The sequence below is a fragment of the Paraburkholderia sp. USG1 genome (genome assembly GCF_031570135.1).
In the GTDB taxonomy this organism is placed as follows: Bacteria; Pseudomonadota; Gammaproteobacteria; order Burkholderiales; family Burkholderiaceae; genus Paraburkholderia; species Paraburkholderia dioscoreae.
The window spans coordinates 100741-114296 of sequence record NZ_JAMWXW010000023.1; the positions used below are offsets into that span (position 1 = coordinate 100741).

Annotated in this window: 9 protein-coding genes; 2 read left to right on the forward strand and 7 right to left on the reverse strand. The window is 65.0% G+C overall.

The genetic code is table 11. The features are described from left to right. Positions 1 to 5 precede the first annotated feature (5 nt). From NE850_RS27065 to NE850_RS27075, 3 genes are all read right to left on the reverse strand, one after another. Entirely contained in the window at positions 6 to 3011 is a 3006-nt protein-coding gene (locus NE850_RS27065) for a winged helix-turn-helix domain-containing protein (protein ID WP_310699619.1), read from the reverse strand. 312 nt (positions 3012 to 3323) lie between these two features. Next, positions 3324 to 3812 carry a DUF3331 domain-containing protein gene (locus NE850_RS27070; protein WP_035517056.1) on the reverse strand — a complete coding sequence of 163 codons (489 nt, stop codon included), beginning with the start codon at positions 3810 to 3812 and terminating at the stop codon, positions 3324 to 3326. Between the two features lie 214 nt (positions 3813 to 4026). Then, positions 4027 to 4989, reverse strand: a complete 963-nt coding sequence (locus NE850_RS27075; protein ID WP_405044905.1) for an MBL fold metallo-hydrolase — start codon at positions 4987 to 4989, stop codon at positions 4027 to 4029. Between the two features lie 312 nt (positions 4990 to 5301). On the opposite strand from NE850_RS27075, the gene NE850_RS27080 reads away from it, so the two are divergent. Together NE850_RS27080 and NE850_RS27085 are read left to right on the forward strand one after the other, a co-directional pair. Further along, positions 5302 to 6216, forward strand: coding sequence for an AraC family transcriptional regulator (locus NE850_RS27080; RefSeq protein ID WP_310699620.1), 915 nt, complete (start codon positions 5302 to 5304; stop codon positions 6214 to 6216). Between the two features lie 246 nt (positions 6217 to 6462). After that, positions 6463 to 8304, forward strand: coding sequence for a winged helix-turn-helix domain-containing protein (locus tag NE850_RS27085; RefSeq protein ID WP_310699621.1), 1842 nt, complete (start codon positions 6463 to 6465; stop codon positions 8302 to 8304). Here NE850_RS27085 and NE850_RS27090 read toward each other — a convergent pair. From NE850_RS27090 to NE850_RS27105, 4 genes are all read right to left on the reverse strand, one after another. Further along, positions 8294 to 9115 (reverse strand): alpha/beta fold hydrolase, encoded by an 822-nt coding sequence (locus tag NE850_RS27090; RefSeq protein ID WP_007176389.1) that lies wholly within the window; start codon positions 9113 to 9115, stop codon positions 8294 to 8296. The two genes, NE850_RS27085 and NE850_RS27090, sit on opposite strands and share 11 nt — an antisense overlap. A 142-nt stretch (positions 9116 to 9257) precedes the next feature. After that, the gene (locus NE850_RS27095; protein ID WP_310699622.1) at positions 9258 to 10979 is read right to left on the reverse strand and encodes an FAD-dependent oxidoreductase; all 1722 of its coding nucleotides are present in this window, start codon (positions 10977 to 10979) and stop codon (positions 9258 to 9260) included. Positions 10980 to 11052: 73 nt separating this feature from the next. After that, complete coding sequence (locus NE850_RS27100; RefSeq protein WP_007176387.1) at positions 11053 to 12579, reverse strand: alginate export family protein; 1527 nt, start codon at positions 12577 to 12579, stop codon at positions 11053 to 11055. After that, a complete protein-coding gene (locus NE850_RS27105; RefSeq protein ID WP_035517055.1) occupies positions 12569 to 13516 on the reverse strand; it encodes a glyoxalase in 948 nt (315 codons plus the stop codon). Before NE850_RS27105 ends, NE850_RS27100 begins: the two co-directional genes overlap by 11 nt. Between the last annotated feature and the right edge of the window lie 40 nt (positions 13517 to 13556).

Here is a 13556-nt window from a genome sequence, read left to right on the forward strand (position 1 = left end):
GCCAATCAGCTGCCCGATCTGATTCGGCGCGACGGCGCGACGTCGAGCGCTTCCGCCGCACGACGGGAGGCAGATGGACAGATCATCGGGACGGCAGCGCGCGCTTCGCTCTCCGATGTCGTGATCCGCAGCAGATGCGCGGCGGCCTGATAATCGCCCCAGTCGAGACCTTCGGTGACTCTCGCGCAGGCGGATTGCAATAGTTTCGCGGCGTCCGCGCTTCGGCCCCGCATGTGCCAGAGGCCGCCCAGACTGGTCGAGGCGCGCAGCTGGAGCGAGCGGCAGCCTTGCACCAGCGACACCTCCAGCGCCGCGACCAGACACGCCTCCGCATCGCGCATCACCATTTCGGACTGCGGCATGTCCGCCTGCCTCATGAACAGCAATTCGCCGTGGATGCGCTGGAGTTCCGCGGCGTACCAGTGGTCGCCGGTTTCGTCGCAGCGCGCCAGCACGCCGACCACGGTGGCGATGCCCTCTTCCCGCCGCCCCGCGCGCCCGAGTGCGAGGCTGTATTGTCCGGCCAGCATCGCGCGTTGCGCACCGAAGTCGAGCGACTCGAGATCGTCCAGCGCCGCGCGGAACGCTTGCAGGTGCTGCGCGCCGCCGTCCTGCACCGAGCGCAGATACTCGTCGAAGCAGCGGCAGCAGGCCTGCGCCACGCTCAGGCCCGCGCGCGCCGAGGTGTCCCGCAGCAACGCGATGGCTTGCGCCGCACGCTCCCATTTGCCCGACAGCAGCGTCAGCGGCACCAACGCCTCCACCAGCACATAGCAGGTGACAATGGCCTGTTGCTGATCGCATGCCGCGATCACGCAGTCTTCCGCGAGCCGCAGCGCCTGATCGCGCAAGCCCTGCAGCCAGAGCACCCGCGCGAGCGTCGCATGGCCGACGAGGCGCTGATCCACCGACTGCCCGAGCGGCAGGCCATGCTGCAGTTCCCCGCCGTGTTGCAGCAGTTGTTCGAGCGATGCGCGCGCCTGCTGTTGATCGCCGCTGTAATGCGCCGCGATCCCGAGCAACCGGTAGGCCAGAATCGTTCCGCTGGCGTCGCCCACCTCGGCGGCGAGCAAGGCAAAGCGGCGCGCGAACGCCTGCGCATTGCGCGCCGCGCCGGACGACTGGCTCGCATTCCACATGCCCCACAAAGCGCGCGCCTCGAACACATGATCGCCCAGCGCGATCGCCGACGCCAGAATCTCCGACCAGACGCCGAACGTTTCCCGGTTCGGTCCGCTGACATAGACAAGCGCCGCGGCAAGCGCCGCCTGAAGCTGCATGCGCACGCGCAGATGACGCGTCGAACGCGAGCCCTGCTGCGCGACGGCTATCGTATCGAGCGCGCGTTGCGCCCACGCGCGGCATTCGTCGACGAGCGACAGTTCGTAGAGCAGAAAGACGAAGTTCACGGCCAGCGTCTCGCCGAGCGCCTCGTCGCCCTTCGGCGACAAGGCCCAGGTCAGCGCGGCGCGCAGGTCGTCGAGCAACGCGCGCATGCGGTAGTGCCAGCCGTCGGAGAGCGCCAGCGCCGGGTCGGCGCAACGCGGCGCATCGCGTTCCAGCACGCTCAGAAAGTAGCGGGCATGCTGCAGCGTGACGAAACGCCGTTCGCCGTTATCGTCGAGCTTCTGCATGGCGTAGGCGCGCGTGGTTTCCAGCAGACGATAGCTGGCCCTGCCGCGCTCCATGTGTGTCACCACCAGCGATTTCTCGACCAGCCCCGACACCGCCGCAACCACGTCGATTTCATGCAGCGCCCCGTCGCCGGCAACGGCGATCGCCGCTTCCATCGTAAAGCTGCTCACGAAAACGCCGAGCCTGCGCAGCGTGGTGCGCTCGGCGTCGTCGAGCAGCGCGTGACTCCAGTCGAGTGTCGCCTTCAAGGTCTGATGCCGCGGCAATGCCGTGCGGTTGCCGCCCGTCAGCATATTGAAGCGGTCGTCCAGATGGCCGGCCAGCGTTTCGATACCGAGGATCGCCGCGCGCGCCGCCGCCAGTTCGATGGCGAGCGGTATGCCGTCGAGCCGGCGGCATACCGTGCCGGTCAGATGAATGCTTTTTTCATCGGACGAAAAGCGCGCGTCGATCGCGCGAGCGCGCGACAGGAACAACTTGACGGCGCTGCATTGCAGTACCTCCTGGCTCTGATCGTCCTGACCGGGCACCTGCAGCGAAGCGACCCAATACAGATGCTCGTTCATGATGCGCAGCGGCTCGCGGCTCGTGGCCAGCACGCAGATTTCCGGGCCGACGCCGAGCAAGGTTTCAGCGAGTTCGGCCGCGGGGCCGAGCACATGCTCGCAGTTGTCGAACACGAACAGCACACGCCGCTCGCCGAGCTCTTTGCCGACGCGCGCGAGCGTGAGCGGGCCGATGGCCGGATTCACGCCCACGCTGGCGGCGAATGCCGCGAGAACGCTGCCTGCGTCGGAGGTGGACGCGAGCGGCACCAGATAGACGCCGTCCGGAAAGCGCGCCAGCAAGCCGCGCGCGACTTCGACCGCGAGACGCGTCTTGCCGATGCCGCCGGAACCGACGAGCGTCACCTGCCGTGCGGCGGCGAGCGCCTGCGAGACGTCGTCCAGTGCCTTGTCGCGTCCGATCAGCGGAGAAAAATGGACCGGCAGATTGTTCCGGACGCTGCCGCTTGGCGGGAAGTCCGCGGGTTCATCGCCGGCATTCGATTCGCCGGCACGCGATTCGCCGGCCGCGGCCGGCGCCGACGCGCTCTGCGCCAGCCTGTAGCCGCGTCCCGATACCGTTTGTATCAGCCCGCGGCTTTCGCCGAGCAGCTTGCGCAGCGTGGACATATGCACCTGCAGGTTGTTCTCTTCGACGATCGCATTCGGCCAGACCTGCCTGAGCATCTCGTTCTTCGACACCAGCCCGCCGTTCGCGGCGATCAGCACGGCAAGCATGTCGAAAGCACGTCCGCCGATCCGCACAGGCGCACCATCGAGAAACACTTCGCGACGGTCGATGTTCACCTGAAGCGGGCCAATGCAAATCATGCGGAGTATCCAGGACGCGACGCTGAGAAAGAGAACGGGAAGGAACGGAGAAACTGCGGAATCGCCGCCGGGCGTGGCGTCCCAGAAGTCTAGATCAATGGGAGATCAGCGTGCGCGGAAAAAACTGAACCTATTGTTCAAATTTTTTGCACTAAGCGGACACAATGAGAAGACCGTCATGCGTCGGCTCGCGCCTGAAGTGCGGGAACGTCGGATCGTGCCGAAGCGGTCGATCAATGGGACAGGAGTTGGGGGAAACTGCGCCGGGCTCACTACGTATCCCGGCAGCAACGCAGCACAGTTGCTGAAGATCTAACGCGCATCGTCCGCCGTGGTCAGGGCGGACATTTGCTCGACCACCGAGGCGAGAATCATCGCGGTAGCGTTGGCCGGCATGCTCGCCCGCACTCGCGGCTTGTAGATCGGATCGTCACGACGGATCACCGCTCCGCTCAGCGCACAGTAACCCTTCTGGCGGGCGCGGCAACTGATCCACACCTGGTCGTCGTAGCGGCAGCGGGTCGCATCCTGCCAGAGCACCGCCACCGACGTATCGGACAGACGCTCGATCACTTCGACCTGGATATGCGGCGACGGCACGCAAGCGGCCATGCGAGGCGTGCGCCGCTCGCGGGATGCTTCGCCGCCTTCGCCGCGATAGCCCGGCAACAGAGCGTGAATCACGTGATCCCACACCGAGGCGCGCAGTCCGTCGGGGGACGCGTCGGCCGGCTCGCGCGGTGCGCAACATGCTTCCCGGCTTGCCTCGCCGCGCGGCGTCAAACAGGTTTCGCTATGCATCATGCTTGCTCCCATCAACTGGCAGTGAACCTTGCGACGCGGCCGACGATTCCGGCAAAACCGCGATCGTCCACCGTCGCCCTTGCTTGACTCATCCGGCGGACGAACGATATCCAGCCCCACGTTGCGCCCGTCGTATCCCGTCCCCAGGTCCGTTTCGCCATAGCCGGGCAGATCCGGCGCAATAGCGCGGTTTCCCGGGCGCGAGCCGGGTTCAATGCCCCGGCTCGGCCTCGTAGTTGACCGGCACCCAGTCGTACACGCTACCGTTTTTCCTGATATGCCCCAATCCGGGAAAAGCAATATGCGCGGCGCCGACAAGATAATGTTTGTCCGCTGCGAGCTTGAGCGCATAGCGGCGCGAGCGCTGCGCCGCGGCGGCGGCGGTATCGTATTCGACGGATGCCGTGGGGTTGCGCAACTGGATCGCCGCCACATGAATGACATCGCCCCACACGAGCAGATCTTTCGAATCGCTCTGCACGAGATAGGCGGTGTGGCCCGGCGTATGACCGGGGAGCGCGACCGCGCGAATGCCCGGATCGAGTTCCACGTCGCCGCTGAACGGCTTGAAGCGGCCGGCCGCGACATAGGGCGCGACAGACGCGATCGCGGCATCGAAAAAAGAACTGAGAAAAGCGGGCGCGCTGGCTTTATTAGCCGGATTCAGCCAGTAGTCCGATTCGACCTGGCTGACCCGGACAATCGCGTTGGGAAACGCCATTGCGCCGTTCACGATGACACCGCCGACGTGGTCCTTATGCAGATGCGTGAGCAGGACTTCGTCGACCTGTTCGGGCTGATACCCCGCGGCGCGCAGGTTGCCGGCCAACCGGCCGCAACAGTCGCCATACAGCACGCCCGCGCCGGAGTCGATCAGAATCAGCTTCGCACCGGTATTGATCAGGAATGCATTGATCGATCCCTGCACCGGCGCCTGCAGAAAATCGCGCGACAGGTCTTGCCCGATTTCGGACTTCGGTACGCCTTGAACGACGGTATCGATCGGAAAGGGATGCGTGCCGTCGAGCAATGCGGTCACTTCGAAACCGCCGACCATGATCCGGTAAAAGCCCGGCCCCTGTGTCCTGACCGGCGGCGCGGCGGCCAGCGCGGCGCGCGGCCCGACGCCCGCCGCAACGCTCAAAAAAAGTGCGCACCATAAGCCTAAGTGCATGAGCCATCTGCGCTGAATCAGTTCCGACATTCCGTTTCCCATGCCTGGTGCAATCGTGAAAAAAGCATACGACGGCGCGTCCCAAACCGGTGCTAATTTTTATTAATTGTCCTGAGGGGCGGTAATCAGCGGTTCGTATGAGCAAACATTCGTCGAATTCCCGATAGCGGCACTCGACCTGAACGAAAATAAATATTCAACGATAATAATTTCCGAGATAATCGCGGGACTCCGCCGGATATAAAACATCTCTCGATTTTGGCAACGCGAACGGGCATGTGAATGTAGCGCGACGAACCGAGGTGACGGATCATGTTCAACCAGACTGAAATTGCCCCCATCACTGCTGCACGCAAGAAAGACTCGCTGGGCTGTCTTGCGAACCAGTTGCACAAGGACATCGAACTCGAAGCAGGCGACTTCACGTTTTATCGCAAGTGCCGCCGTCAGGAGAAGACCAGCGAAGTCGCCACGCCGGCCTCCGATCGCGGCGTGCTGATCGGCGTTTCGCTCAGCGCGGGCCATCGGCGCCGCATCATCTCGGGCAACCGCTCGGCCATGCACGAATTCGACAAGGACTCGGTCTATATCCGCAATTTCGAAGAGGACTGCCGCGCCGATCTGCACGGCGCATTCGACTTCGTGCTGGTGGAATTCTCGCGCGCGTTCATTACGAACACCGGCTACGAACGAAGCGGCACGCATATGACCGGCTTCTCCGCGCAGCCGGGCGGCAAGGATCCCATCTTCGGCCACCTCGCGCAGGTTCTCGCGCTGGCGCTGGATCGCGAGAGCGAAGCGAGCCCGCTGTTCATCGAACAGCTCGGCGTCACCATCGGCACGCATCTGGTCGATCATTATGGCGGCGCGCCCGCTCAATCGGTCAAGCCAGGCCGGCGGCTTTCGGGTCTGCACGAAGCACGCGCCAAAGATATGTTGCTCGCGAAGACCCAGGACAATGTCTCGCTCGAAGAGATCGCGAATGCCTGCAACCTGTCGCGCAGCTATTTCATCCGCGCGTTTCGCGAGACCACCAATCGCACGCCGCACCAGTGGCTGCTGGAACAGCGCATTGAACGCGCGCGCCATCTGCTTCGCAGCTCCGACGCGTCGCTCTCGGAGATCGCCATTGCATGCGGGTTCTCCGATCAGAGCCACTTCACGCGCACCTTCACGCAACTGGTCGGCACGCCGCCAGGAAGCTGGCGGCGACTCGCCGGCAGCTAGGCGAATCGCGCGCGCCCGGCCCGCCTGGAAACCAGCCGGGCCGGGCGCCGTCGCGACCACGAACGCGACCCCGATCACGACAATAGACTTTCCTACAAAGCATCGCACTAACGTGCAAGACATGTCTGCCGGGGCGCGGTACTTTTGCTCCTGCCAGGCCCGGCGCACGCGACCCTCTCTCCCCTCATTGCCGGCCCGCCGACGTGATCTCCGTACTTCGCCCGCAATCCTCAACCTGTCGACGCCATGATGGAAATAGGCAGCTTTCAGATCGATCTGGAGATGCGCAATTTACGGCGTGACGGCGAAGTCGTGCGCCTCGGATCGCGCGCATTCGACATCCTTGCCGCAGTCGCGTCAGCCGCCGGCCGTCTCGTCACGAAAGACGAGTTGATGAATGCGGTCTGGCCCAACACGATTGTCGAAGAGAACAATATTCAGGTTCACCTGTCGGCGCTGCGCAAGGTGCTTGGGCCGGACCGCGACCTGATCCTCACCGTGCCCGGCCGCGGTTATCGGCTTTTGCAGCGCAAGAAAAATGCTCTGCTCGACGAAGCGAGTTCGCAAGTCTCCCTGGCGCACCGCCTGCCTCCGCCCAAGTCCGGCTTGCTGCCCCGCGACGCCCAGGTCGAACTGATCCGCTCGATGCTGCAGCACGCACATGTGTTGACGCTGGCCGGCGCCGGCGGTATCGGCAAGACCCAGCTCGCCATCGAGGCGGCCCGCCATAGCGCGGCGCAGTTCGCCGATCCGGTCTGCTTTATCGAGCTCGCCGCCTTGACCACGCACGAAAGCGTGCTCTGCGCCATTGCCGAAAGCTGTGGGCTGATTCTCCCAGGTACGCAAATCGACGTGACGCGCGTGGCCGCGGCGCTCGCCGGCAAGCCCAGGCTTCTGCTGCTCGACAACGCGGAGCATGTGGTGGGCGCGGTGGCGCAAATCGCCGACGCGCTGGTAGCCGGCAACGAACGCCTGCGTGTGCTCGTCACGAGCCGGGAGCCGCTTCGCATCATGGCCGAGACGGTGTTCCGGGTCGACCCGCTCGATGTACCGCCGCCGGATGCCGGCGATGAGGAGATCCTGGCATGTTCCGCGGTGAACCTGTTTCTTCTGCGCGCCAGCTCGTTGCAGGAAACCGTGGCCGCCGGCAGCGCGGAGCTGCGGCTGGTCGGCGAGATCTGCCGCCGGCTGGACGGCATTCCGCTCGCGATCGAACTGGCGGCGGCCCGCGTCGTCGCGCTCGGTGTGGAAGGCGTGTACCGCCGGCTTGACGACCGCATGGCGATCCTGGCGGGCGGTTATCGCACCGCGCTGCCGCGCCATCAGACTTTGCGCGCAACGTTCGACTGGAGCTTCGCGCTGCTCGATCCCGTTACGCGCGCCGTATTCCGCCGTCTTGCGGTATTCAGCGGCACGTTCTGTTTCGAGTCCATGTGCGCAGTGGTCTGCGACGAGGAACACACCATGGCGAATGCGATCGACGGCATCACCGAACTGGTGGCGAAGTCGCTCGTGAGCGTCCAGTTCGTGGGAGCCGCGGTGAAATACCGGCTCTCGGAATCGACCCGGGCCTACGCACTGGAGCAGCTCAAGGCTGAAGGTGAACTTCGGGAGATCGTTGCACGCAACGCGCGTTATGTGTCGCGCTGCGTCCAGGCCCGGCTGTCCGGCGACAGGCGGGACAGCGAAAACGAACCTGCCAGTGCGCATGATCTTCAGCCAATGCTCGACGACGCGCGCGTCGCTTTCGACTGGGCGTTTTCCGCCGATGGCGACCCGCGAACCGGAATCGAACTGGCGTCGAGTCTCGCCGATGCATTGCTCGATGCGGGCCTGTTCGAAGAATGCTGCGCACGCGCCGCACAAGCGGTCGATGCATTGGAACACCAGCCTTTGGGAACGGTGAGCGCGACGAGCGAACAGCGGGTGCGTGCCGCGCTGGACGCAGCGTCGCGCGCTGTTCGCGAGCCGCTGCCGGCGCCTGCGCAACGCGCACGCAATCCGCTGCCGAAAAAACAGGAAAAGCACGAACCGCATGCGCCGACGGCCGCCGCAATGGCGCCACCGGCCTGCTTCATTACGACTTGATGAACTCCAGCAGGTCCGCATTCACGCGGTCCGCGTGCGTGGTGCACATACCGTGCGGCGCACCTTCGTAGATCTTCAGCGTGGCGTTCGGCATGATCTTCGACGACAGCTTGCCGGAGTCGTCGAGCGGCACGATCTGGTCGGCGTCGCCTTGCAGCACCAGTGCCGGCACCGTCACCTTCTTCAGGTCTTCGTTGAAGTCGGTTTCGGAGAATGCCTTGACGCAGTCGTACAGCCCCTTGATCGAACCGAGCATACCGCTCTGCCAGAACGAATCGATCGTGCCTTGCGACACTTTCGCATCCGGGCGATTGAAGCCGTAGAACGGCACGGCGAGATCCTTGAAGAACTGCGAGCGGTTATTCTGCACACCTTCGCGAATGCCGTCGAACACGGACATAGGCAGGCCGCCCGGATTCGCTTCCGTCTTCAGCATGATCGGCGGCACGGCCGAGACCAGCACCGCTTTGGCGACACGCTTCGTTCCATGACGCGCGATATAGCGCACCACTTCGCCGCCGCCGGTCGAGTGACCGACCATCATGATGTTGGTCAGATCGAGCGCTTCGATCAGTTCGGCCAGATCGTCTGCGTAGGTGTCCATTTCGTTGCCGTTCCACGGCTGCGACGAGCGGCCGTGGCCGCGACGGTCATGCGCGATCACGCGGTAGCCGCGTTCCGCGAGGAACAGCATCTGCGCGTCCCATGCGTCCGCATCGAGCGGCCAGCCGTGGGAGAACGTAATCGGCTGGCCCGTACCCCAGTCCTTGTAATAGATTTGCGTACCGTCTTTGGTGGTGATGTATGCCATTGCTATTGCTCCATTTGAGGTGATTGTCCGGCACATGCCGGCGTCCTATACGCCAATCGAGTATTGCCGACGGCCAGTCCCCGCTTTTTTCTGATCGCCCGCATTTTTCAGATTCGCACGCTGCGAGCGGGTGGCTTATCGCCTAAGCGGTCGCCTTGGCGAGCTGGCTCAGATACGCGTGAATCTGACTCACGACAGCGGCGCCGTCGCCCACCGCCGCCGCTACCCGCTTCGCGGATTCCGAGCGCACGTCGCCGACGGCGAACATGCCCGGCACGCTGGTTTCGAGCGGATAGCGTGCGCTCGATGCGGAGAAGCCCTGCTCGCTGCGCGCAAAACCGGTCACGACAAAGCCCCGGTTGTCGAGCTCCACGTCGCTCGCTGCGAGCCAATCCGTCTTCGGGTCCGCGCCGATAAAAAGAAACAGGTGGCGCGTGGGAATGACTTCGTCCGCGCCCTCGTCCTCATGATGGATGTGCAAGCCGGTCAGTCCGCTTTCGTCGCCTTCGAGTCCGCGCAACACGCAACGCGTGCAAAGCGATACGTTCGGCAAGGATCCGATCCGGTCGATCAGGTATTTCGACATGCTGGCGTTGAGGTCAGCGCCGCGAATCAGCACGCGGACGCTGCGCGCGAAGTTCGCAAGAAACACCACTGCCTGGCCCGCGGAGTTGCCGCCGCCCATCAGCACGATGTCCAGTCCCTTCACGAGCCTGGCCTCGATCGTCGACGCCCAGTAGAAAGTGCCGCGCCCTTCGAAACGGTCGAACCCGGGCACCGTCGGCTTACGGTACGCGGCGCCGCTCGCCACCACGACGGTGCGCGCGCTGATGCGCTGCCCGTCCTGCAGCGTCAGCGTGAAGATGTCTTCATGGCGGCTCACGTCCATGACCTTGCCGGGAATCGCCAGATGCGCACCGAATTTCAACGCCTGCTGGAACGCGCGCGCAGCCAGCGCCTGGCCCGAAATGCCGGTGGGAAAGCCCAGATAGTTCTCGATGCGCGAGCTCGCGCCGGCCTGCCCGCCCGGCGCGCGCTGATCGAACACGGCGACCGACAGACCCTCGGTCGCCGCATACACGGAGGCCGCCAGTCCCGCCGGGCCGGCGCCGACGATCGCCACGTCGTAGACATGCGATTGCTCGAAGGTCGGCACGAGCCCGAGGCACGACGCGAGCTGCGCCTCGTCCGGCGCGCGCAGCACGTAGCCGTTCGGACAGAACACCAGCGGGAAATCGCCGGGGCCGGTCGTCATGCCGCCCAGCAGCTTGATCGCGTCGGGATCGGTGCGGGCGTCGATCACCATCGCCGGGTAGGCATTGCGGCGCAGGAAGCCTTGCAGCCGGATCAGCCGCGCGTCGTCGCCATTGCCGACGATCACCGGCCCGAGCCCCTGCTCGATCAGCCCGAGCCGCCGCAGAATCAGCGCGCGCATGATGTGCTCGCCCAGTTGCGCATCGGCGACGATCAGCGCGCGCAAGCGCTCCGGCTCGATCACGAGCGTCTCGACGTCCGTCAGCGCGATGCCGTCGATCAACGCCGGCTTGCCGGAGAGCTGCGCCATCTCCGCCATGAAGTGTCCGTCGTCATGTTCGGTGACGACGGTCGAGCGCCCGAAGCTGTCGCGCGATTCGATCCGCACGCGGCCATGCAGCAGCACGAACAGGCCGAGCGCCACCTGCCCGGTTTCGAAGATCAGTTCGCCGGCCTTGAACGACATCGGCCGCGCAAAGCGGCGCAGGCTCGCAATCTCCGCGGCGCAAAGACGGGGGAACATCTGATGCCGGCGATACTCCAGCGAGGAAAAAGGGATCTCGAGTTCCGAGGGCGTGGCTGCGTCGACGGATGTGCCCGGAGTGCTCATAGCTTGACCTCGTCTAGCCCGTCGCCGTAACGACAGTGTGCGGATTGCGCTCGTGCTGCCGCGTGTGCCATCTCTACCAGCCGAACTTGAGTTCGGCGCCCACGTAGTCGGCGTTGCGCGCGCCCAGATCGCGCAACGAAGGACCGACCTGAAAATGCACGGCTTCCAGCGCCGCCGCGAGATTGGCGGTGACCGCATAGTCGGCGCGCAGTTGCGTATAGAAGCCGGTCCAAGGGCTGCCGTGCCCCGCCGTTCCCGGCACGACCGCCGAACCCTGGCCGTACACGGCGTCCGCGGTGGTCTGACGCCACTGCAGACCCACGCCCGCCAGCAGCGTGAGCTTGCTGCTGGGCTTGAGAATCAGAGTCGGCTTGACGTGCACCAGGTTCGTGTAGCCGGTGTAGCCGGCCAGCGCGAAGTAGTAGCCGTTCGGAAACAGCGGATTGAAGGTGCCGATGCGCCCGTCCCCCGGATGACTGTCGCCCGAGGCGGCATCGATCTGAATGCCGAGGCGCGGGGTCCACGGCAGGGAAGCCAGCGTGTAGCCGGCCAGCGAGCCGACCGCCCACGCGCCGATGGTCTTGTTGCCGACATGACCGGACTGATACATCGCCTCGACGTCCCAGTCGATCGGCGCGACATTGCCGGCGTAGCGCGTGTCGAACACGTCGCGGTGTTCGTCGCCGCTCGCGTCGAGGAACTTCGCGTTGCTGCGGTTGTAGCGCGAGTAGTACGCGGACAGGTCGCCCGGTCCCACGTTCTTGCGCTCCACGCGCACGCCGCTGAACGTCAGATCGCGATTGGAGACGTCGTCGAAATCCGAGTTGTCGCGGTATTGGACCGGCTGCGTCGCGTAGGCGATCCAGCGCCACGGGCCGGTTTCATAGTCGGCCCAGATCGCGTCGAACGCCTGACGCACGTTCGGGCCGTCGCGCACGGAAACGAAACGCTGCAAGTCGAACGCCATTTCCTGGCGGCCGACGCGGAACTTCACCGTGCCGGGCCCGAGCGGCTCGGTAATCGCGACGAACGCCTGGCGCAAGTCGAGCGGGTTCTTGTCGACCGGCGTGACGACGTCTTTGCCATAAGGCTGTGCGTCTTCGAATTGCGTGAAGATCTGCACGTGGGGGCCGAGGCGCACGTCCGCGTGAACTTCGAGCCGTTGTAGCAGGTAGGTATCGTCGTGCTGCGCGCCGAGACCGAAGAGCGGCGCGTCGTTGATTTCGAGCCGCTCGCGCAGCACCACGCCCAGCGAAATGTACGCATCCGGATTGCCGAACAGCGGAATGTACTTCAGCGAATCGAAGGGCTTTTTCGGCACGCAGGGATTGGCCAGCACCGACCAGTTTTCCTGCCAGCGATTGAACATGATCGCGGGCCGCGCGCACGAGGCTGCGGCAGCGCCGGCAGCAGTCGTGGCGGCCGCCGGGCTGCCGGTCGTGGAGGTATCGTCCGCGCCGCCGAGCGCGGTGTCCGCCGCCGCGGCCGGCAGCGCCGCCGCCAGCCCCGTACTGAGCAGCAATGCGCGGACGGCGTGCCGCGCCCGCCGGCGCACGCGCCGCAGCGTGAACGACGGCGCGACGTGCGTCTCACTTGCCATCGTGCACTTCGGCAATGTACCCGCCCGGAAATTCGAGCATCGCGGTCTTGCCCGATCCGACCGCATACGCCGGGTACAACACCTTCGCGCCGGCCGCCTGCGCGCGCTCCAGCGTCTGCGCCACGTCGTCCACGTTGTAGCCTGTGGTTTCACGTCCGAACGGGAACGGCAGCTTGCCGTCCGTCACGAACACGATCATGCGGCCGAAGCCCGACGTGATGCGGATCTCGCGAATCGTTTCGCCTGGTCGGCCGATCACGCCGGCGTCCGCGCGCGGATTGTCCGACACCACCTTGCCGTGCGAGAAGTGCAGCCAGCGGCGCACGAAGTTGTTCGCTTCGTAACGCGACACGTACACGCGGTTGTCCGGCACGCTTTGCAACGGCGCGTAATTCGGCGCCTTGGTGTGCCAGTAGAGCTGCATGGTCAGGCCGCCCGGCCATTGAATGATCGCGTCCTTGCCGATCGGATCGTCGAACGGCTCGACCAGCACGTCCGCGCCGGCCGCGCGCGCCGCTTTCACGCCCTGGTCGATGTCCGTGACGAGGTAGCCGGTGCGTTCATTGCCGAACGGATACGGGATCGGCGTCTCGAAGCCGAACACCGACAGCATGCCGACCGGCGTCTGCACATATTGCGAGGCGGTCTTGCTCGGCGTCGGCGTCACGGTGAAGACGGCGCGCGGCGAGGCCTTGCCGCCGAAGGTCGCGAGAAAGCTGTTGACGAACGCGTCGAGGTCGGCCGAGGCGACGTACACATGGGTGGTGTCGTACTGCGCGCCCACCGACACGTCCGGGTGTTTGACCAGCGCGGTCTTGCCGCTCGACACTTCCGGCGGCCCGGCATCGGCGAAGGCTGACGAAACCGCCGTCGACCCGATCAGCAGCGCGGCGGAAACGAGCGCAATGGCGCGGTACCTATGAAGCGACTTGAACATTTGAATACCCATTTGAGTTGGCAATATCTGAACCGCAGGC

Bases quoted from the DNA above. Each gene is read 5' to 3' on its own strand.
- NE850_RS27065 (WP_310699619.1), bottom strand. From the start codon at position 3,011: ATGATTTGCATTGGCCCGCTTCAGGTGAACATCGACCGTCGCGAAGTG.
- NE850_RS27070 (WP_035517056.1), bottom strand. From the start codon at position 3,812: ATGCATAGCGAAACCTGTTTGACGCCGCGCGGCGAGGCAAGCCGGGAA.
- NE850_RS27075 (WP_405044905.1), bottom strand. From the start codon at position 4,989: ATGCACTTAGGCTTATGGTGCGCACTTTTTTTGAGCGTTGCGGCGGGC.
- NE850_RS27080 (WP_310699620.1), top strand. From the start codon at position 5,302: ATGTTCAACCAGACTGAAATTGCCCCCATCACTGCTGCACGCAAGAAA.
- NE850_RS27085 (WP_310699621.1), top strand. From the start codon at position 6,463: ATGATGGAAATAGGCAGCTTTCAGATCGATCTGGAGATGCGCAATTTA.
- NE850_RS27090 (WP_007176389.1), bottom strand. From the start codon at position 9,115: ATGGCATACATCACCACCAAAGACGGTACGCAAATCTATTACAAGGAC.
- NE850_RS27095 (WP_310699622.1), bottom strand. From the start codon at position 10,979: ATGAGCACTCCGGGCACATCCGTCGACGCAGCCACGCCCTCGGAACTC.
- NE850_RS27100 (WP_007176387.1), bottom strand. From the start codon at position 12,579: ATGGCAAGTGAGACGCACGTCGCGCCGTCGTTCACGCTGCGGCGCGTG.
- NE850_RS27105 (WP_035517055.1), bottom strand. From the start codon at position 13,516: ATGTTCAAGTCGCTTCATAGGTACCGCGCCATTGCGCTCGTTTCCGCC.